Source organism: Xanthomonas prunicola, assembly GCF_002846205.1.
Lineage (GTDB): Bacteria > Pseudomonadota > Gammaproteobacteria > Xanthomonadales > Xanthomonadaceae > Xanthomonas > Xanthomonas prunicola.
Genome location: NZ_PHKV01000002.1, coordinates 569,499 through 589,924 on the forward strand (window position 1 = coordinate 569,499; position 20,426 = coordinate 589,924).

General features: G+C 65.7%; 17 protein-coding genes and 2 other RNA genes. 7 read left to right on the top strand and 12 right to left on the bottom strand.

Going from position 1 to position 20,426, the window contains the following annotated elements; genetic code table 11:
* The first annotated feature begins 71 nt into the window (after positions 1-71).
* Positions 72-401: a four helix bundle protein gene (locus XpruCFBP8353_RS08930; protein WP_243391093.1), complete on the top strand. Its 330-nt coding sequence runs from the start codon at positions 72-74 to the stop codon at positions 399-401.
* Positions 402-443: 42 nt separating this feature from the next.
* The gene (accC, locus tag XpruCFBP8353_RS08935) at positions 444-1,811 is read left to right on the top strand and encodes an acetyl-CoA carboxylase biotin carboxylase subunit (RefSeq protein ID WP_101362898.1); all 1,368 of its coding nucleotides are present in this window, start codon (positions 444-446) and stop codon (positions 1,809-1,811) included.
* A gap of 138 nt (positions 1,812-1,949) precedes the next feature.
* Here the strand turns inward: accC and XpruCFBP8353_RS08940 are convergent, their stop codons facing one another.
* A complete protein-coding gene (locus XpruCFBP8353_RS08940; protein ID WP_007967928.1) occupies positions 1,950-2,315 on the bottom strand; it encodes a hypothetical protein in 366 nt (121 codons plus the stop codon).
* Entirely contained in the window at positions 2,312-3,241 is a 930-nt protein-coding gene (locus tag XpruCFBP8353_RS08945) for a hypothetical protein (protein WP_101362899.1), read from the bottom strand. The genes XpruCFBP8353_RS08940 and XpruCFBP8353_RS08945 overlap by 4 nt, the downstream gene beginning before the upstream one ends.
* Before the next feature lie 304 nt (positions 3,242-3,545).
* On the opposite strand from XpruCFBP8353_RS08945, the gene XpruCFBP8353_RS08950 reads away from it, so the two are divergent.
* Both XpruCFBP8353_RS08950 and prmA read left to right on the top strand, forming a co-directional pair.
* Positions 3,546-3,622, top strand: a non-coding RNA gene (locus XpruCFBP8353_RS08950) — sX9 sRNA.
* Between the two features lie 625 nt (positions 3,623-4,247).
* A complete protein-coding gene (gene prmA, locus XpruCFBP8353_RS08955; RefSeq protein WP_101363096.1) occupies positions 4,248-5,180 on the top strand; it encodes a 50S ribosomal protein L11 methyltransferase in 933 nt (310 codons plus the stop codon).
* Between the two features lie 2 nt (positions 5,181-5,182).
* On the opposite strand, the gene XpruCFBP8353_RS08960 is transcribed toward prmA, so the two are convergent.
* Both XpruCFBP8353_RS08960 and XpruCFBP8353_RS08965 read right to left on the bottom strand, forming a co-directional pair.
* Positions 5,183-5,260, bottom strand: a non-coding RNA gene (locus XpruCFBP8353_RS08960) — sX9 sRNA.
* 52 nt (positions 5,261-5,312) lie between these two features.
* Positions 5,313-5,822 (bottom strand): hypothetical protein, encoded by a 510-nt coding sequence (locus tag XpruCFBP8353_RS08965; protein WP_101362900.1) that lies wholly within the window; start codon positions 5,820-5,822, stop codon positions 5,313-5,315.
* 143 nt (positions 5,823-5,965) lie between these two features.
* On the opposite strand from XpruCFBP8353_RS08965, the gene XpruCFBP8353_RS08970 reads away from it, so the two are divergent.
* From XpruCFBP8353_RS08970 to fis, 3 genes are all read left to right on the top strand, one after another.
* Positions 5,966-6,343: a helix-turn-helix domain-containing protein gene (locus XpruCFBP8353_RS08970; RefSeq protein ID WP_101362901.1), complete on the top strand. Its 378-nt coding sequence runs from the start codon at positions 5,966-5,968 to the stop codon at positions 6,341-6,343.
* A 329-nt stretch (positions 6,344-6,672) separates the two neighbouring features.
* On the top strand, positions 6,673-7,887 hold the full coding sequence (locus XpruCFBP8353_RS08975) for a DUF3426 domain-containing protein (protein WP_207759607.1): 1,215 nt from the start codon (positions 6,673-6,675) through the stop codon (positions 7,885-7,887).
* Positions 7,888-7,992: 105 nt separating this feature from the next.
* The gene (fis, locus tag XpruCFBP8353_RS08980) at positions 7,993-8,265 is read left to right on the top strand and encodes a DNA-binding transcriptional regulator Fis (protein ID WP_011035757.1); all 273 of its coding nucleotides are present in this window, start codon (positions 7,993-7,995) and stop codon (positions 8,263-8,265) included.
* 320 nt (positions 8,266-8,585) lie between these two features.
* On the opposite strand, the gene XpruCFBP8353_RS08985 is transcribed toward fis, so the two are convergent.
* From XpruCFBP8353_RS08985 to XpruCFBP8353_RS09020, 8 genes are all read right to left on the bottom strand, one after another.
* On the bottom strand, positions 8,586-12,164 hold the full coding sequence (locus tag XpruCFBP8353_RS08985; RefSeq protein WP_101362902.1) for a beta strand repeat-containing protein: 3,579 nt from the start codon (positions 12,162-12,164) through the stop codon (positions 8,586-8,588).
* 955 nt (positions 12,165-13,119) lie between these two features.
* Positions 13,120-14,094: a phosphatidate cytidylyltransferase gene (locus XpruCFBP8353_RS08990; RefSeq protein WP_162300990.1), complete on the bottom strand. Its 975-nt coding sequence runs from the start codon at positions 14,092-14,094 to the stop codon at positions 13,120-13,122.
* Positions 14,091-14,723 carry a lysophospholipid acyltransferase family protein gene (locus tag XpruCFBP8353_RS08995; RefSeq protein WP_101362903.1) on the bottom strand — a complete coding sequence of 211 codons (633 nt, stop codon included), beginning with the start codon at positions 14,721-14,723 and terminating at the stop codon, positions 14,091-14,093. The genes XpruCFBP8353_RS08990 and XpruCFBP8353_RS08995 overlap by 4 nt, the downstream gene beginning before the upstream one ends.
* On the bottom strand, positions 14,720-15,358 hold the full coding sequence (locus XpruCFBP8353_RS09000) for a CDP-alcohol phosphatidyltransferase family protein (RefSeq protein ID WP_162300991.1): 639 nt from the start codon (positions 15,356-15,358) through the stop codon (positions 14,720-14,722). The genes XpruCFBP8353_RS08995 and XpruCFBP8353_RS09000 overlap by 4 nt, the downstream gene beginning before the upstream one ends.
* Positions 15,358-16,848 carry a TIGR04222 domain-containing membrane protein gene (locus tag XpruCFBP8353_RS09005; RefSeq protein ID WP_101362905.1) on the bottom strand — a complete coding sequence of 497 codons (1,491 nt, stop codon included), beginning with the start codon at positions 16,846-16,848 and terminating at the stop codon, positions 15,358-15,360. The genes XpruCFBP8353_RS09000 and XpruCFBP8353_RS09005 overlap by 1 nt, the downstream gene beginning before the upstream one ends.
* Positions 16,845-17,291 (bottom strand): hypothetical protein, encoded by a 447-nt coding sequence (locus XpruCFBP8353_RS09010; RefSeq protein ID WP_101362906.1) that lies wholly within the window; start codon positions 17,289-17,291, stop codon positions 16,845-16,847. The genes XpruCFBP8353_RS09005 and XpruCFBP8353_RS09010 overlap by 4 nt, the downstream gene beginning before the upstream one ends.
* Entirely contained in the window at positions 17,288-18,625 is a 1,338-nt protein-coding gene (locus XpruCFBP8353_RS09015; RefSeq protein WP_101362907.1) for a phosphatase PAP2/dual specificity phosphatase family protein, read from the bottom strand. Before XpruCFBP8353_RS09015 ends, XpruCFBP8353_RS09010 begins: the two co-directional genes overlap by 4 nt.
* Positions 18,622-20,382, bottom strand: coding sequence for a bifunctional alpha/beta hydrolase/class I SAM-dependent methyltransferase (locus tag XpruCFBP8353_RS09020; protein ID WP_101362908.1), 1,761 nt, complete (start codon positions 20,380-20,382; stop codon positions 18,622-18,624). The genes XpruCFBP8353_RS09015 and XpruCFBP8353_RS09020 overlap by 4 nt, the downstream gene beginning before the upstream one ends.
* Positions 20,383-20,426 lie beyond the last annotated feature (44 nt).

The following is a 20,426-nucleotide window of genomic DNA, read 5'->3' on the forward strand; positions in this document are numbered from 1 at the left end:
GGGGATCGGGAGTGGAGAATCGGGAATCGGCAAAGCGGCCTCATGAACGCCTGGAGGCCTGGCGCGATTCTATGGAGCTTGTGGAAATGATCTACCGGTTCACCGAGGTTTTTCCCGAGCAGGAACGCTACGGCCTGACGGCGCAACTGCGCCGTGCGGCCGTCAGCGTCCCGTCGAATAGCGCCGAGGGTGCGGCGCGGCGCTCAACTCCCGATGACGCGCGGTTTCTTTCGATTGCGCGCGGCCCGCTCTCCGAACTGGATACGCAGGTCAAGATCGCCGTACGACTTGGCTATAGCAACACCGAAGACGAAGACATCGTCAGCCAGCAGGTCGACCAGGTCTTCGCCAAGCTCACCGCATTGATGCATGCCTTACGCAGACGTGGAGCCGCACCATGACGCCCGCTTCTCCCCATTCCCCATTCTCGACTCCCTATTCCCATGCTCGATAAAGTCGTCATCGCCAACCGAGGTGAAATCGCGCTGCGCATCCTGCGCGCGTGCCACACGCTCGGCATCCGCACGGTCGCGGTGCATTCCACGGTCGACCGTAACCTCAAGCACGTGGCCATGGCCGATGAGTCGGTCTGTATCGGCCCAGCGGCCTCCAGCGATAGTTACCTCAACATCCCGGCGTTGATCGCCGCAGCCGAGGTCACCGATGCGCAGGCCATCCACCCGGGCTACGGCTTCCTGTCGGAAAACGCCGATTTTGCCGAGCGCGTGGAGCAATCCGGCTTCATCTTCATCGGCCCCAAGGCCGACACCATCCGCCTGATGGGCGACAAGGTCGAAGCGATTCGCGCGATGAAGGCCGCCGGCGTGCCGTGCGTGCCCGGCTCGGGCGGCCCGCTGGGCGATGACATCGTCGCCAACACCAAGATCGCCCGCGAGATCGGCTACCCGGTGATCATCAAGGCCGCCGGCGGCGGCGGCGGACGCGGCATGCGCGTGGTGCATTCGGAAGCGGCATTGAAGGCTGCGATCGAAACCACCAAGTCCGAAGCCAAGGCCGCTTTCAGCAACGATCAGGTCTACATGGAGAAGTTCCTGGAAAATCCGCGCCACGTGGAAATCCAGGTCCTTGCCGACGGCCAGGGCAGTGCGATCCATCTGGGCGAACGCGATTGTTCGATGCAGCGTCGCCATCAGAAAGTGGTGGAAGAAGCGCCGGCACCGGGCATTACCGAAGAGCTGCGCAACCAGATCGGCAAGGTCTGCGTGGATGCCTGCATCCGCATCGGCTACCGCGGTGCCGGCACCTTCGAATTCCTGTTCGAGAACGGGAGTTTCTACTTCATCGAAATGAACACGCGCATCCAGGTGGAGCACCCGGTGACCGAGCGCATCACCGGTATCGACCTGGTGTGCGAACAGCTGCGCATCGCAGCCGGCCACAAGCTCAGCATCAAGCAAAGCGACATCGTGCTGCGCGGGCATGCGATCGAATGCCGCATCAACGCCGAGGACCCGGAAACCTTCATGCCCAATCCCGGCTTGATCACTGCCTTCCATCCGCCGGGCGGCCCGGGCGTGCGTGTGGATACGCACATCTACGCCGGCTACAAGGTGCCGCCGAACTACGACTCGATGATCGGCAAGCTGATCGTGCATGGGCCGGATCGCGAAACCGCAATCGCGCGCATGCGCGTGGCGCTGAGCGAAATGGTGGTGGACGGCATCAAGACCAACATCCCGCTGCAGCAGCGCATCATGCGCGACAAGGGCTTCCAGGCCGGTGGGCAAAACATCCACTATCTGGAAAAGCGCCTGGCCGAGCGCAAGAACAAGTCGATTGCGTTGACCTGATCGCGCTTGCCATTGCACCAACGCAGAAAAAGCCCGGGAAACCGGGCTTTTTCGTTATGTTGCGGTGCTCGGCTCGGGTGGCAAGCAAACGCAGATACAGCGCCGACAGTCGTGTCGGCGCGGAACCGACTGCACCACTCACCGCCGCGGCGCAGGCGCCTGCTGGCTGCCCGGCACCGGCACGATGCCGCTGGCCGACGACGGGTCGACCACCGTCATGGTTTCGGTGGAGCCATCCGGCCACACCACCTGGAAGGTCGAGCCGGCAGGCAAGGTGGAAAACGGCATGGCGCTGCTGGCGCGGTACACCGCAGCGACCTGGCTTGCGCCATGTCGTCGCTGCTGCTCGTCGGCGGTGACGCTGGTGGACTTCACCGACAGCGGTTGGTAGCGGTGATCGGCAGTATCGATCATGACGATGCTCACTGCCGCCGCCGAATACGCCACGAACAGCGCAACCCATAGCCAGAACTTGGCGCCATGCACCAATCGACGGTAATTCATGACTGCGCTCCCGGATCGGAGACCAATGTATCGACCATCTCATCCACCCTGTCTGCTCCTTGCCGCGGCACCGCGGCATCGAATACGAACGACACAAAATCCTGTGCGCTATCGCGCGAGCAAATGCCCGCGTTGGCGCAATAACTGGTGACCAAGGTGCTGTCGGCGCTGCAATCCAGCCCCAGCCGGCATGCGGCCACTTGCCAAGCCAGCTCGGCGAATTGATCGCCGGCCACGTAGCCTTGCAGGCTATCGTCGCCGCTGGCGCGCGCGCCCATCGCCGGGGCCAGGGCCAGATAGGCCTCGGGATCGCGCGAGGCCAGCACACGTTGCACCAGCGTGCGCTTGTAGCCGGGCGATGCGTGCAACGGTTCGCCTAGCGCCAGCATGGCGGCCTCGGCGGCCAGGCTGCCGGCGCGCGCCGCGGCCTGGCGTTGCTGCGCGACCACGCGCGGGCTCAGCCCGTCGGTGGGAGCAAAGCCGGCGCAGCGCTGCGCCACGCGCTCGCGCGCAGCATGCATCGCCACGACACCTGGGGTGTGTTGCGCGGCGATCCATGCACTATCGGCGGCATAGCCGGACGGGCTGGCTGCATAGGGCGCGCAGTAATCGTAGACACGGCTCAACCGCCATCCGGCCTGTGCATCGCCGGCGCGCACCTGCTGCTGCAATTGCTGCGCGTAGCGATACAAATCCGGTTGCGCTTCCACCGCATCGCGGTACGACAGCCGTAGCGCCGTACCGTGCTCTTTCACCGCGCGCGGCTGCGGTGCGGTGGCGCCGACCTGCGTCACGTGCGCGGCAACCGGCGCCGCCCGGCCAGCAGCATGCTCGGCAGGGTGTGCGCGCACATGCCACCACGCGGCCGCCGCAAGCGCAGCGGGAGCGAGCAGCAGCCAGAGATGGCGGGCACGAGCAAGCGGCATGAAGAGCGACGACCCTGCTGCGGAAACACCCGCAGCGATGGCGCGGAGTCTAGCACCCGCCCACACCCACAGCCGCCGCCAAGCGGACGCTGCCAGCGCAGGTTATGGAAGAAAGGGCCAGACATGTAGATGAGCCGCGCAGAATGCAGGTGAGTGGCGCGCTGCAACGATTTGGTTGCGCTGTGGGCTGCGCCGCTGGTGGCGCTGGTCTTGATTGGTCGGTCGGTTGCTTGATGGCGTAGAGCAGCTAACACACCGACTGCGCTCACCGTCAGGCAGGCGCGGCCGGTGCTCGGAATCGTGCATGTACCACCCGTACATTGCGGTTCCGAGCGCGCCGTCCACGCCCACCTGACGACTGCTCGCGACATTTTGGTAGCCGCTCTTGTGGTTGGATGCGCTGGTGGATCGGTTGCGCGTTGTCGGGTTGACCTTCGCGGGTTCGGCATCCGGCGGCAGCACATTCCGAAGCGATGTCTGGTGGGCCGAGTCCGCCGTTTGGCGACATCACGTGCCCGACGTTGCGTTGCGGGATTGCAGCGCAGTCGCGGTGTGGGCGAGAGCATCGGACCGCATGCATCGAGCCAGCACAGCTGGCTGCGATGCAGCTGCCTACCGAGGCGTTTGCGCGCATTCGCGAAAGGTGCAGCTGCCCTGCTTCACCACTGAAGGCAAGCAAGCCCTCGTTCGATTGCGCAGCAGCTCACCGGCTTCAATCTCAGGCGCGGCAGCATTGCACCCACCGTTATCCGCAGGGCATGCACTTCAACGGCATTGTGCGTCGTAGGCAGAGCGTCACAACGGGCAATCATCCAATCGCCAGCAACGCGCAAGCTGCCGAGCAGCGAATCGCTCTTCATCAGGAAAAGTCGTGCCGTCCGCCGCACGCATGGATGACGAACCCGCCGGAGCCGATGGCGCCAGCGACCACGGTGACCCGCACAGCGGCAGGCATGCCGGCACGAATGGTCTACGATGCGTGCTTTCGAATTGCCCGACCGACACGATGCCGTTTCTTGAACTGACCCTTTCCTGCTCCGAGGTCACCCTGCCCCGTTTCCAGAATGCACTGGACGACGTCGGCGCACTGGCGGTGACCATGCTCGATGCCGATGCCGATACCAGCAACGAGCGCGCGCTGCTCGAACCCGGCGTGGGCGAAATGCCGCTGTGGGACCGACTGACCATGACCGCGCTGTTCGATGGCGCCAGCGATGCATTGGTGGTGCTGGCGGCACTGGAAGCCTTCGATCCGGGCCTGGACTGGAGCCAGGTGGGATTTCGCATGGTCGAAGACAGCGACTGGATCCGCGCCTGGATAGACCTGTTCAAACCGATGCAGTTCGGCGCGCGCACCTTTATCGTGCCGTGGAATCAAGATCTGCCTGAGGCTGCCAACGCCCCGGACGCTGCCGTGGTGCGGCTGGATCCGGGTCTGGCCTATGGGTCGGGCACGCATCAGACCACGGCGCTGTGCCTGCGCTGGCTGGACAGCCTGGCCGTCAGCGGTGAGCTGCAAGGCCGCAGCGTGCTCGATTTCGGCTGTGGTTCGGGTATTCTTGCGATCGCCGCGCTTAAGCTGGGCGCCATCCGCGCGGTCGGCGTGGACTACGACCCGCAGGCGCTGTTGGCCACCGCCGACAACGCGCAACGTAACCATCTGGAAGCGCAGTTGGCGGTATACATGCCGCAGGACGAACCGGTGCAGACCTACCAGGTGGTGGTGGCCAACATCCTGGCATCGGCACTGGACACCCTGGCCGATACCCTGGCCGCGCGCGTGGTCCCTGGCGGACGGATTGCGCTGTCGGGCATCTTGCACGGCCAGGAAGACGAATTGCTGGAACGTTACGCCCCCTGGTTCGAGCAACTGCGCTGCGAACGCGACGACGAATGGATGCGCATCGAAGGCGTGCGCCGCGCGGCATCCGGCGTGTAGCGGGCTAATAACACAGAGCGAGCAGCCGTTAGGTGGGCGCGGACGGTGCGCTCAGGCCCGCAGTGTTACGCGTGGTGCATGCCGATTCCAAGCAGCGGCCGCGCCAGCCAGCCGCCGCGTTAGCCTGTGTGGCTAACGCGGCGGCTGGCTGGCGCGGATCTGTGCAGTGGTCACCGCATCGGCACGACTGATCGCCCGCAGCCGGGTTACCGGCTGCCAGCCGGTGCGCTGCAGCGCCGCCGTGCGCCACTGCCCGGCCCGCCAGGCCACGCAAACCCGCAGCACCACCTCAGCCACCAGCAGCAGCGCCCAGGCCACCGGCGACCATGCCTGTGCACCGGCAAGCGCCACTGCGCCGGCGACGGCAACCATCGGCGCACTCACCGCCAGCAGCCACCAGTACCGCTCTCGCAACGCCCAGATGCGTGGCGCCAGTGCGGCTGACCACTGCGGACCATCGGCAACGGCGGTCCACTCGGCGCCGCGCCGCCAGATCTGATACCTGGCCGCACCCCGAAAGCGATTCGCCGCAGGGTCCACTGGCGAATGCGCAGGCCACGGCGCATGGGCCGGCGCGGTGGGTGGGCGCGCGCTGCGCGCGCGTGGGTCCGATTGCGGACCGGCAGGTTCGACCATGAACATCCTCCTTGAGTTCGCTGTGATCTGGTCATCATTGGCTGCACGACAGTATCGCAAACATAGTGCGATATGAAAGACATACGAACTATCTCAAAGCACTGCTAGGGCTATATCTCCCGGCCCTTCCTGCTTTCCAACGGTGCCGTGTGAGCAAGCTGTACGAACGAGTACGCGAAGCCCGCAGCCTCACCAAGCTGACCCAGGAAGCCCTCGCCGGCGAGCTGGGGGTCACCCGTAGTGCCGTGGCGCAGTGGGAGATGGCCGAAGGCACCGCCCCATCGGTGGAGAACCTGATCGGCCTGGCCAAGCGCAGCGGCATGGCGTTCGAATACCTGGCCACCGGCCGCGGCGACCGCGTGTTCGGCCCGCCGGTCTCGGTCATTGCCGAAGAACCAGCGCAATACCGCCGCCTGGATGACCAGCAACGCGTGCTGCTGATGCGCTTCGACACCCTGGCACCGCGCCAGCGCAGCGGCCTGCTGGATCTGTTGCTGGCTGAGGGAAAGACACGGCGCAGGCGGTGAGTCGGGATTCGAGATTCGACGCGCTGACGCGACTGACGCGACTGGCGCTGATTTTCCAAGGCGGGGTTGCACCCGTCGCGGCTCGCTGCTCTTTGGCCGAGCCGGGCGTATTCGCTTGCCTGGGACGGGTTATGCGCTGTCTTGGCGATGACATGCACGCTGCGATGCGCTCGGCGTCAGCGCTGACGCAGATGACGCCATTACCGCTGGGATCGGGTGCGAACACCTGATTGCGTGCGCCCTGCGGGTCGACCACATCGCCGTTGGCATGGGTTCGCCCTTCGACGTGCGCGTGGTTGAATAGGGGTCTTCCCGCTGCACGCCTGCCGATGTCCGAGACTCCGCCACCACGCCGCCCCCTGGCCACGTTCTTGCGCGCGACGCCGGCCGCTTCGCCGCTGATTCCGACGCCCGCGGTTCCGCCCGCGGAGTCGTCGGAGCAGGTGCCACCGGCCCCGGGCTCGGCGTTGCCGGCAGCACCAGCGCCAGAGATGGACGCGTCGCCAGGGCCGCGCGTGCCATCGCCTCCCGCAGCTGTGGCGGCGTCGCCGCAGAGCGCAGCGGGCACGCCCGGTCACCAGGGCGTGCAGACGGCAGGATCGGGCGAGACGCGATTGCCCGCGGCCGACACCGCGGTCACAGCTGCCACGGGGATCGCACCAGCAGCCGCGCCGATGGTCGAGACGCAGCGCTCAGCGCCGGCCGCCGCGGACGCGATGCCTGTAGATCACGGCGCGGCCCCAGCCGACGCCGCCACCGAGGCATCGGTTGCGGAATTCTCGGACCGACATCCGCCGCCGGCGCGGGACATCGGGAACGCAGCACAGCAACGTGCGCTACGTGCGCCAGCCACGGCTGGCACGACCGACACCCCGTCGCACGCAGATCGTCCATCCAGCCATCCCGAGCTGGCAGCCGCCGAGCGCGCCGCAAGCAGCACAGCGGCAGACGACGATGCGCAGGCCGATGCCCGCCTCGCTGCCGACGACGTCTCCACTCCGTACTTCCAGCCTCTGCCCGTTCCTTCCTTGGCCGCACCAACCTTTGCGCGGCGCGGCGTCGCCAGGCCGCGGCTGCGTGCCAGTGGGCGCCAGTGGGCGCTGTTGGCCGGGCTGGTGGCATTGCTCGGGTTGCAGATCGTCATCGCCGACCGCGCGCACTTGGCCGCCAACCCGCGCTGGCGGCCGCTGGTCGGCGCGGCCTGCACGCTGGCGCGCTGCACATTGCCGGACTGGCGCGAGCCGGAAGCGCTGACCCTGCTCAATCGCGACGTGCGCCCGATGCCGGGCGTGGCCGGGGTGTTGCAGATCCAGGCCAGCTTCCGCAACGACGCACGTTGGGCGCAGGCCTGGCCGTGGCTGCAGCTGTCGCTGTCCGATGCCGACGGCCGGGTGATCGGCACCCGCATCTTGTCGCCACAGGACTATCTGGGCCAGTCGCCGGCTGCGCAGGACACGCTGGCGCCGGGCCAGGCGGTGCAGGTGGCATTTCGCGTGCGCGAACCTGCCGCGAGCACGGCTGCCTTCAGTTTCGATTTCCGCTGAGCAGACGCAACCGCCACATGGGCGTGGCGAGCAATGAGGTCACGCGCTAGACTCACTCCCCCTCGCCGGCCACGCGTCCCGGCTTCGAGACACTGGGAACCTCCTTTGAACGCAGCCCCCTCTCGTCCTGACTCCAGTCGTGGCGCCCCGAAGTCGCCTCTGCGCGAGCACGTGGCCCAGTCCGTTCGCCGTTATCTGCGCGACCTGGACGGCAGCGACGCGGACGACGTTTACGAAATCGTGCTGCGCGAGATGGAAATCCCGTTGTTCGTCGAAGTGCTCAACCACTGCGAAGGTAACCAGAGCCGCGCCGCGGCGATGCTGGGCATCCACCGGGCGACCTTGCGCAAGAAGCTCAAAGAGTACGGACTGACCTAAGCCCGGGAATCGGGATCGGGGATTGGTGATCGTGTTATTGCGTGCAGGCTGGCAACGCGCTGGGCTGGCACGTTTAGCCAGGTGAAGCGGCCGATCGCCGATCCTCCTACCGTCCTGTGGAATGTTCTGCGTGCTGATGCCCGGTAGCGCTGCACGAGGCGCTCCCGCTTGATGCCACGCCTGTCGGCAGGATCTGCGCAGCATCCTTCGTGCCCGAATCGGGTGCCCGACCTCATCTGACCTGGGCCAACCGCCGTATGTCTGGCGGTTGGCCGCAACTCTGGAACGGCAACGCCGATCGCCTGCGCAACCTGCATTGCTCAGTTTGGTAATTGCGTGACCGCTGCGTGATCGGCAACGGAAGCCGGCACGCTGCCAGGCTCCAGCACGATGGTGGCGATCGTGTCGAACGGATCGTCGAATTTTTCGACCAAGTTCCTGTCCTCGTCGACCTGATACGCGGTGTCGGCCTCGACGCCCTCCTCTCCGGTCTTGGCAATGATGTTGGTATAGCGCTTGCCATCCCAGCATCGGAAGATCAGCACCGAGTCTTCGCCACCGGTCAGGGTTGACCCCAGACTACCGATCAACCGGCTGTTGGCGCCCGCAGTCAGGATGCTGTTCTTTCCGGCGGTCAACTTGCTGCGGTCGCCTGCCATCAGCGTGCAGTCGTCGCCTGCGGTGAGTCTGCTACGGTCCCCGGCGGTGAGGAAGCTGTTGCTGCCGGCGAGCAACTTACTGCGATCGCCAGCGATCTGGGTACTGTCGGCGCCAGCGATCAGCTTGCTGCGGTCGCCTGCGGTCTGGACACTGCCCATGCCGGCGATCAGCGTGCTGCGCGAGCCGGCCGTCTGCGAACTCAGCTTGCCGGCAATCAGCATGCTGCGATGCCCCGCAATCTGGGTACTTTCGTGTCCTGCGATCAACGAGCTGCCATAGCTGGCGATCTGATTGCTGCCATAGCCGGCCGTCAGATAGCTGCGCACGCCACTGGTCAAGCTGCTGCCATAGCCGGCAATCAACGAGCTGTCCTGCCCGGCGGTCTCGGTGCTGCCGTAACCGGCGGTCAGCGAGCTGTTGTCCTGCGCGGTCAGGGTGCTGCCATAGCCCGCCGTCAGCGTGCTGTCGCCACCGGCGGTCTGGCTGCTGCCGTAGCCGGCAATCAGCGTGCTGGAGAATCCGGCAATTTCGGTGCTGCCATAGCCGGCGGTGAGCGAGCTGTTTTCCAGCGCGGTCAGCGTGCTGCCGTAACCGGCCGTCAGGGTGCTTTCGTAACCGGCGGTCTGGGTGCTGCCATAGCCGGCGATCAGGGTACTTTCGTAACCGGCGGTGGAATTGCTGCCGTAACCAGCGGTCAGGATGCTGCCATGGCCGGCGGTTTGCGTACTGCCGTAGCCGGTGGTGAGCCAGCTGATTTCCTGCGCCGTCTGGGTGCTGCCGTATCCGGCGGTCAGGGTGCTCTCATAACCGGCCGTCTGCGTGCTGCCATAGCCGGCAATCAACGAGCTCTGGAAGCTGGCGGTGGAGGTACTGCCGTAACCGGTGATCAACCAGCTGCTGCTCTGCGCGGTCTGGGTGCTGCCGTAACCGGCGGTCAACGAGCTGTCGTAGCCGGCGGTCTGGGTACTGCCATACCCTGCGATCAGCGAACTGTCCGGGCCGGCCATGGAGGAACTGCCGTAGCCGGCGATCAGCGAACTGCCTTCCTGCGCGGTCTGGGTACTGCCATAGCCGGTGGTGAGAATGCTCTTGTAACCGGCCGTCTGCGTACTGCCGTAGCCGGCAATCAGCGTACTGTCATGCCCTGCCGTCGAGGTGCTGCCGTAACCGGTGGTGAGCGTGCTGCGCTCCTGCGCGGTTTGCGTGCTGCCGTAGCCGGCGGTGAGGATGCTCTTGAAGCCGGCCGTCTGCGTGCTGCCGTAGCCGGCGATCAGCGAGCTGTCGGAACCGGCGGTGGACGAACTGCCATAGCCGGCGGTGAGCAGGCTGCCCTCCTGCGCGGTCTGGGTGCTGCCGTAGCCGGTGGTCAGGATGCTTTTGAAGCCAGCCGTCTGCGTACTGCCATAGCCGGCGATCAGGGAACTGTCCGAACCGGCGGTCGAGGTGCTGCCGTAACCCGCAGTGAGGTCGCTACCCTTGCGCGCGGTCTGGGTGCTGCCATAGCCGGCGGTCAGGGAACTGTCGCCCCCGGAGGTCTGCGTACTCCCATAACCGGCAATCAAGGTGCTGTCGGCACCCGCCGTCGAGGTACTGCCATACCCGGTGGTGAGGTCGCTGCCCTTGCGCGCGGTTTGCGTACTCCCATAACCGGCGGTGAGTGAGCTGTCGCCACCTGAAGTCTGCGTACTGCCGTAGCCGGCAATCAGCGTGCTGTCGGCACCGGCAGTGGAGGTGCTGCCATACCCGGTAGTCAGGTCGCTGCCACTGCGCGCCGTTTGCGTGCTGCCATAGCCGGCGGTGAGCGAACTTGCACCACCGGAAGTCTGTGTGCTGCCATAGCCAGCGATCAAGGTGCTGTCGCCACCCGCCGTCGAAGTACTGCCATAGCCGGCGGTCAGATCGCTGCCCTTGCGCGCGGTCTGCGTGCTGCCGTAGCCGGCGGTGAGCGAACTGTCGCCGCCGGAGGTCTGGGTGCTGCCATAACCGGCGATCAGCGTGCTGTCCGCGCCGGCCGTGGAGGTACTGCCGTAGCCGGCCGTGAGGTCGCTGCCGGTGCGGGCGGTTTGCGTGCTGCCGTAGCCTGCCGTGAGCGAGCTGTCGTTGCCCGAGGTCTGCGTACTGCCATAACCGGCAATCAGGGAGCTGTCGGCACCTGCGGTGCCGGTGCTGCCGTAGCCGGCGGTCAGGTCACTGCCGTCCTGCGCGGTCTGCGTGCTGCCATAGCCGGCTGTCAACGAGCTTTCTCCGCCCGAAGTCTGGGTGCTGCCGTAGCCGGCGATCAGCGAGCTGTCGGTGCCCGCCGTGCTGGTGCTGCCGTAGCCTGCGGTGAGGTCGCTGCCGTTCTGCGCGGTCTGGGTGCTGCCGTAACCGGCAGTCAACGAGCTGTCGCCACCGGAGGTTTGCGTGCTGCCGTAGCCGGCAATCAGCGAGCTGTCTGCACCCGCAGTTTCCGTGCTGCCGTAACCTGCGGTCAGATCGCTGCCATGGCGCGCGGTCTGGGTGCTGCCATAGCCGGCCGTCAGTGTGCTGCCCCCTCCTGCGGTCTGGGAACTGCCGTAGCCGGCCACGATGGTGCTGTCGGATCCGGCCACGCCGGTGCTGCCATAGCCGGCGATCAACTCGCTGCCGTTCCCTGCGGTTTCAGTGCTTCCATAGCCTGCAATCAGCTGGCTCTGATCGGCGCCAGTGAGCGTGCTGCCATAGGTGGCGATTTCGCGTGTGCGCAAGATCGCAGTTGAAGCTTGTGCGGCCTGTGGGTCGGTGCTGTTGGTCGCTGCCGGTAGTGGCGCGGTGGAATGCGCGCCGCTATCAACCACCGGTGCAGTGAATTGCGCCTGCGCTGCCCTGGGAATGAAATCCGCAGCGATGACCGTCGTTACCGGCAACTCCGGTTGGGACGGCGCATGCTGCGCGATGCCGGCAGCGATGCACTGCAAGGCGCCGGCACGGGTACCTGCATAGACCACCTCGGCCCTGGGAAACTTGATCATTCCCTCTTCGCCCAGCCAGATGATGTCGGCGGTGTCCACCATGCAGACGACCCAATGCGCGTCGGCATGCATGTTTAGATGCGCATTAGTGCCCTGACCCCACAACAGGCCGGTCAAACCGTTTTCCTGTTTGATGCTGGGTTGCCAGTGCCGACATTCGACGATGCCTGATTGTGGCCAGATCAGTCCGCAATGATCGGACATGTTGTTCGTGCAGGTGCGCAATGCCAAGACTTTTTCGCGATTCATAAGGGTGATCTCATAGGAATGTTCCAAGCAGCTGCGCAAACCGGCATGCATGCCCTGGCCGACGAACGGGTGCGGATCGTCCCGCCGTGAGGGCGAGACGGATCGGCCCATTGGCAAGGGCAGTACCGGCACTGCGACGGTTGGTCATCGACGAACGCCACAAGGCGCACGCGCGCTGCGGTGTCTTGCTTGAATCGCAGGGTCATGGACGGCCGTGACGGCAAGACGCAGCGGGGAGTGATGGCAAGGCTGGCTCCTGCGCGACAGCCGTTGCAACAAACAGCGAATGGACGCCTCGCCGAAAGCGTCGTTACCGTTGAACAGGTTGAGTAAACGGATCGGCGAGTCCAGATCGTCGATCAGCCGTGCTCGGCAACCGTCGCCACAGCAGAAGACAGGTGCGCATTCCCGAAGATCCGGGACGGGCTATACCTGCGAATATCGGCTTTTTTAATCAATCTGCGATCGGTTCCGGATTATTTTCGTCAACGCAGCTTCCGAGGGTCGAACCGTTTCGCGCGCAGATCATATCTGGCAGCGACATCGCCGCGTACTGAAAATGCAACGCCATGACAACGCGCCGTTGCAACGTGTGAACCATTGAATGAGAAGCGCGTTGGTGACGGCCTGTGATCCATCGACGTCTTCAGACAGTGCACCGTTCGCACTTCTCATCATGCCGAGGATGGCGCGGCGCGAAGACCGACGTTCGGCAACGCGTGTAGCACGACGCAAGCAGCGCAGCGGACGGACAGCACGCTGCGAGCATTAGAAAATCCTCTGCAACCTGCTGCCTGATCGGACGTTCGGAGGGTCGGAGGGCCAAACGCAGAGTCGAACGGGTCGATCGCTTCGATGGCTGGCGCGACGATCCAGGGCCTGACGGCAGCTCCGGCCGCATATCGGCCCGATGCGCGGTGCCGTTGCCAGCCTTACGTCGCACTAGGTCACACGCTTACGCCCAGCCATAGCGGATCAGATGGAAGAACACCGGGGCGGCGAAGCAGACCGAGTCCAGCCGATCCAGCACGCCGCCATGGCCTTCGATCATGTGGCCCCAGTCCTTGATGCCGCGATCGCGCTTGATCGCCGACATCACCAGCCCGCCGAAAAAGCCCATCAGATTGGCCACCAACGCCAGGCCGAAGGCATGCCACGGCGCGAACGGGGTGATCCACCACAGCGCCATGCCGAGCAGGCTGGCCGACAACACGCCACCGATGAAGCCTTCCACCGTTTTGGATGGCGACAGTTTCGGCGCGATCAGATGGCGGCCGGCCAACTTGCCCCACACGTACTGCAGCACGTCCGACGACTGCACCACGATCACCAGGAACGCGATCAACAGCAGGTTGCGCCCGGCGTAGCCGGGAATTTCCAGATTCAACAAGGCCGGCACATGCGAGATGCAGAACACGCAGATCATCAGGCCCCACTGCACTTTGGCGGTGCGTTCCAGATAACGCGTGGTGTCGCCGCCGATGGTGGCCAGGATGGGCAGCACCAAGAACGCGTAGACCGGAATCAGCAACGTGTACATGCCGTACCAACCGGTCCACACCAAGCCGTACTGCCACGGCAACACAATGTAAAACGCGGCCAGCAGCGCGTAGTAATCGCCGCGCCGCGTTGGGGTCAAGGTGATGAACTCGCGCAACGCGAACAACGACACCAGCGCGAACAAGCCAATGACGCCGGCACGCCCGAACACGAAGGCAATGCCGACCACTGCGGCCATCACCCACCACGCGCGGATGCGTGCGACCAGGTTGTCCAGCACCGCGCTCGGCCGTTCGCGCGCGCGCCAGCGCAGTGTTTCGGCGATGGCGGTGGCGATGATGAGCACCAGCGCAATACCGCTGAACAACCACAGCGTCTGCTGATGCATCGACGACTGCTGCAGCTGCCCGCTGTAGAGATATAGGCTCATGCGCGCGCCTCCAGCTGATCCGGCGACAACGCAAGCAGTGCCTCGCGCGCACGCGCCAGAAATGCGTCTTTGGTTTCGTCGGCATCCAACCGCAACGGCGCACCGAAGGTAGTGGTGCACAGCAGCGGCAACGGTAACCACTTGCCCTTGGGCATCACGCGCTTGAGGTTATCGATCCACACCGGCACGAACTCCAGTTCCGGGCGTTGCCGCGCCAGGTGATACAGCCCGCTCTTGAACGGCAAAACGCCCTCGTCCGGATTGCGCGTGCCTTCGGGAAACAGGATCAACGAATCGCCCGCATCCACCGCATCGCACAAGCATTGGATCGGGTCACGCGTGCGCTGGGCGGGGTCGCGTTCGATCAGCACGCCATTGAAGACGGCGTGGATAAGGTAGCGCCGCAGTGCGGAGCGCTGCCAGTAGTCGGCCGCGGCCACCGGGCGCACTTCGTGTCGCAGGCTGGCCGGCAACGACGACCAGATCAGCACGAAATCGCCGTGGCTGGCGTGGTTGCCGTAGTACACGCGGCGCTCGTTGGACGGCGCACAGCCGCGCCACAACGCGCGTGCGCCGGTCAAGGTACGGATAGCGCCGCTGCAGGCACGCGCGATCAAACGGGCAATCATCTCTGCTCCAAGGTGCGCACGATCGTGCGCGGTCGTACCGCTACCGTCAGCAACGCATCGGCGATCAGCACCGCGAGTGCTTCGATCAGCCGCCAGGCCGCCAGACGCGACTGGCCCATCCATTGCAGCGGCAAGGCCAGCGCGCCTGCCAGCGATAACCATTGCATGCGTTGCACGCGCCGCATCGGCCCCTGGCGCGGCTCTGGTGGACCGCAGGCCAGGCCCAGCATGCGCGTATACGCGCTGGCCACACAGCACAGCGCTGCGGCCCACCCCAATTGCGCAGCCCACGGCAGGCCCGCCTGCAGTCCATAGCCCAGGCCCGCGCAGACCAGCACATCGGACAGGCCATCGGGCGCACGGTGAGAGACCTCACCCACGCGCGCGACCATGCGCGCCTGAGGCGCCAGCACGCCATCCACGCGGTTGCACCGCCGCCGCCCCTGCAGCCCGAGCACGGCCAGCAGCAGTGGCATGCCTCCTTCGCGCGCAGGCGCGCTCAGCCCGATGTAGAACATCAGCCCCGCCAGGGCCGCAAACGCACCGCTCACCCACGACACCCCATTCGGCGTGGCGCCACGCCCGCGCAAGACGCGCGTCCAATGCAGCCGTGGCTGTTGCTGTCGGTGGTGCATCAGTCGCCTCCTCCGCCACATCCGCCGCAGCCACCACCACCATCGCTGCCGCCGCCATCACCGCCACCGCCGCAACCGCTGTCGCCGCCTCCCCCGCCGCCGCAGCTGCTGCCACTGCCACCGGCATGACCATGGGGTGCACGCAGGCTGTGATAGTCCGCCCAGGCCGTTCCGATCAGCGCCGCGGTGCCATACAGCGCCACCAGCTCGCCAGGACGCGCGGCACCGCGCCGCTGTGTCTGACGCAGCGCGTCCAGGCGCGTCTGGCCGCTGAGCGTGCGCCGCGCGCGCGCCAGCGCAAAGCCCAGCACCAACAGCGTTGTCAGCACCATCAGGCACAGCAGATATCCGACCGGGTGGTCGCCCTGCACGCCGATCATCAGCTTGCACAGGCCAAGCACCCACACCAGCGCCAGGGGCATGGCACACGCCAGACGCACCTTCCACGCCTGCGCCTGGCTCAGCCACACGCCCTTGTCGATCAAGCGCTGCTCCAGCGATGCGGCCAGCGCGCGCAACGCGTGCACGGCCAGCACCGGATCTTCGGTGGTGCGCATCATCTGCAATGCCGGCTCCAGCGCGGGCGGAACTGCACTGTGCTGATGACAGCGTACCCACCGGCGTGCCGGCTCCGTTGCGTCAGGCTCCAGGTAAACGGCATTGCACACCAGCAGCTCGGTAAACCACAGATCGGCCACGCGATCGGCACCGCCGCCCAGATAGGCAAGCTCGCTGGCATCCAATGATCCTGCGCTGCGACCGCGTCGCAGCACCCGTCGCAGCCATGCCGCAATCGACCAGGCCAGACCGATCAGCGCGATAAACAGCGGCAGGAAATAGTCACCGCGCCAATGCAGCGGCGACAGCGCCCCGCCATTGGCCGAGCGACAGACCATGCCCACTGCCAGCGCGGCGATTGCCCAGCCGATGACGGCAAGCGGCACCCCACGCTGCGGCTGTGGCGTGCCGCGCAACGCCTGCAACGTGGCTTCGGCAGTGTCGTCTTGCGGCAGATCCACCGTCGACCGCTGCGGCCGCGCCGCAGGCCACCACTGCGCCGGCGGCTCGCCAAACTGCATGCGATAACGCTCCAAGGTCTGCCGGTATTGCGCCTGGAACTGCGCCTGTTCGCCAGCATCCCCACGCCCGGGTTGGTGATGCAAGGTGGTTTGCAGCACCTGCGGGCAGAACTGCTGCCAGTACTCGCGCGTGTCGGTCAGATGCACATGCCAGACCTGATCGACCAAGGGGCTGGGCGTGACATCGTGGGTGTCGGTGCAGGCAAGAAAGCAAAACCGCCGGTACTCCTCCACCAGTTCCTGCGCTTGTGCGGTGCTGCACTGTACCTGCTTGGCCACGCGCCGAAGGAAGGCCGCAAACGCTGCTTCGTTCTGGCCAAAGCGGTAGCTCTGCAGCCGTTGCCACAGCGCCCGCTGTGGTGGCGTGGCTTGCAGGGGGTCGCGCGAAGCGGATCCGGGTTCGTTGCTCATCTGAAGATCCTGAGTGCCAGCGCCGCAGCAAACAGCAGCAGCTGCACCACCACGCTTGCCAGTTGCCAACGCAGCAGCCGGCGCATGCCGGTCCAGCGCGATGACCAGTCACGCGTGGGTTGCAGCGCTGGCACCAGTGCAATGGCATGCATGGCCACATCGAGCTGTTGCGCGGCGTCTTGCTCGCTGCTCCCCCGGCGCTCGACATGCGCAATGGTGGCCGCTAGCAAGTCGGCATCCAGGCCCACTCGGAATGCCCAATAGCGTTGCACGACTCCTGCCATGGCGCTGGCGGCATAGCTCACTTGAATCAATGGCGGCGCCTCGGCAACACCGAGCAACGCAATCGCCGCTGCCAGCAGCAGGAGTGAAAAGCGGTCCAGCGGTGCGCCTTGGCGCAATACCGCGCGCATGGTCGCAAGCGTCAGTGAGGAGGTGTTCATTGCGCTCTCCGTTCGGGCACAGCGGTGCAGTCATCGTGACCACTGCACGCCGCGATGATGGCCGCACGCTGGGCATGCCGAAGCACGATCGACGGCTGCACGGCACGTAGCTGTGCAATGGCGGCATCCACGTCCTGAGCGCGGCCGCTGCGCACCAGCCAGGCGACAACGCTGGCAGCACTGCGCGAATAGCCCAGTGCGCAACACACCAGCGCCGGACCGTGCGCACGCGCCTGTTCAATCGCCTGCGCTGCGGTGCGCAATTGCGCTGGCGACGCTGCGACCAGGTCGAGCATCGGCACCACATGGTCGTGCGCACGTGCGGCGTACAACGACAACTCTGCAGAGACGTCGACGACTGCGGCAATCTCATCGCGTTGGCCGGGTAACGGAATCCGCCCCAACCATACGTCATCGCAGACCGCACGCGGCGATGGGGCGCGGCGCGTCCATAACCGAGAGTTGCACCATGCCGCCAACAGATACGGCGCATACAACCAGCGCGCGGCAAGACTCAACCGCCCATCGCCGCGCTTCTGGAACCCGCCCGGCCCCAGCAACGCGTAATTCAAACTCACCAGCACGACGGCCAGGGTGACCCACAGCAACCATAGCGCTGCGCCGCCGCTCCACAGCGCAAGCGCGCCGCTGACCAGCGCGCCGGCCAGATACATCGCAGCCAACCGCCAACGCTGCGGGTCGTGGGCAAGCCGCGCCTGCGCGAAGGGTGCAGCGATACGCTCCGGCCACAGCCACACGCACAACCAGCCCGCCGCGAGCCCGGTGGGAATATCCACAAAGTGATGCTGATACGTGGTCAGCACCGACACGCCGATCAATGCGAACCAACCATGCAGCAGCCAGCGCCAGACACCGGAAAGATGCTGGGCATAGCGCACCCACAACACCACCAACAGCACGATGTGCAGCGACGGTGCCTGATTGAAGGGTTTGTCGAAACCCAGCAGAACCGCGAACAACCAGCCGAACACGCCATCGGTCTCTGGCCGCACGAAGCTGTAGCGCAGCGGCCACAGCAAGAAACACGCCACACAGATCACCTGCGCACTCAGCAGGCGCAATGCATGCGTGTCCAGCTCGCGGCGATTGCGGCAGACAAAAAACGACACTGCGTAAAACAGATCGATCGACCAATACGGCACGATGGTCCACGGCCAGAACGGCATGCCGTGTTCCCAGCCAAACACCACCGACGACACCTGCGTTGCCCGCCCGGCCAGCGTATTGGCCAAGCCGTAGCTGAGGAAGAAAAACGGCCCCAGCAACGCCAGCCAGAGCGCGGCACGGCCGAACGGGCGCGCAGCTTGGCTCATGCGTCGATCCGTTGCGCCATCGACACGGTGAAGATGCCGAACGCATCGATGCGTTGCGCCACCTTGCGGAAACCCGCCGCCTCAACCAACGCATCCATCTCCTGCTGGCTACGCCGGCGCATCACCCAGGCCACGCCCTCGCGGTGGCTGGTCAGCGCGCGCGCAATGAATTCCAGCTGCGGATGCCAGGGCTGCCCGGTGTAGAGCAGGTAGCCACCCGGCTGCACCGCTGCAGCAAGACCGGCCAGCGAACGCGCGACCTGGTCGTTGTCGGCAAACAGTTCGTACAGGCCGGACACCACCGCCAACGTCGGTGCCGGCTGCACCGCCGCCAACGCCGCCGGGTCGAACGCGTCGCCCTGCTCGAAACGTGCGATGTCCCCTGCGCCCAACGTCTGGATCAGGACAGTGCCCTGGGTGACGTTGAGCGGGCTGAAATCACGTAGCACGATCGCATCGGCACGCTGCGCGCCGCTGCCCAACGCTTCAAGGACATACCGCCCGTGCCCGGCGGCGACATCCAGCACACGCACCGGCTTGCCGGCGCCACGCAGGCGTGACGTCGCATCGCGCAGCAACTCGCCCAGATGGTTGCCGCGGATGCGGATGCCGCGCCAGCCGATCGCATTGAGATACGTGCGGTCGATCATGCGGCCCAGCGGCCCGCGGCCACGCGCCTGATTGCGATAGATGTAATCCAGCGTACTGCCCGAATCGAAGCCGGTCTGCAGCCCAAGCGCGATGCCCTCGGAGAGCTTTCCGCCCAGGCGCAGGCCGGCACGCACGCCACGCCAGCGCAGGTCTTGCAGGCTGTTGCGCTGCGGCGGCCAGGCCAGCCGTTCGGCCTCTTCGAAACTGGGCCCGGCGCGGTGCGCATCGCGCAACTCGGCACGCACCGGCGGCTGTGCAAAACGCGCTTGAACGAACTGGCGGATATGCGCGATCGCAATCGCACGATCGCGCTCGCCCAGGGTGTCGTGGAAGAACCCAGGCAACCAGTGGCGCTGTTTGATCGGCGACCGCAGGTTTTCATAGAAGCGGTCCTGCGGACCGCGATGCACGACAAAATCCGCGCCGGAGACCAGCAACTGGGTCGGCACGGTGATCGCCTGCGCATCGTCCACCACGCGATCGGCCGCTGCAGACAGGCCAAGCAACACACGTACCGAAATGGGGCGGGTGATCAACGGATCGGCGCGATAGCTTTCCACGCGCGCCGGATCATGCGTCAACCATTGCGGCTTGACGTAACTGTTGACGAAAAAGTTACCGCGCAGCGCATGCAGCAGTGCCAGCCCGGCGCGCGCAAAAGGCACGTACAACTTCACCCTGAACGCCGGCGATGCCAGCACCAGGGCGCGCAGCGGCGGGGCGTAATCGTGCACCCAGGTGGCGGCCACCACCGCGCCCACACTCTGCGCAATCACCACGATGTCTTGCACCGCGATGCCATGGGTGGCGCGAAGATGCGCGATGAAACTGTCCAGATCGCGCACCAACGCCTCGAAGCCAGGCGCATCGCCGCGCACGCCGGGCGAGCGACCGTTGCCGCGTGCGTCCCAGGCGAAGAACTGCGTGTCGGGCATGTCGAGCTCTTCGGCCAGATGCATCACCCGGCCGGAGTGCTCGTGGCCGCGATGCAGCAACACCACCGCCTTGGGCGTGCCGGTGGCAGCGGCATCGTGCAGCGGCCAATGCCGGTAAAACAGCGGCGCACCATCGAAACTGACGAACTCGCGCTCTAGCACTGTGCGCATCGAAGCATCCTGAAAAAATCGAAGAGGTTGAATCGCAAAGATCA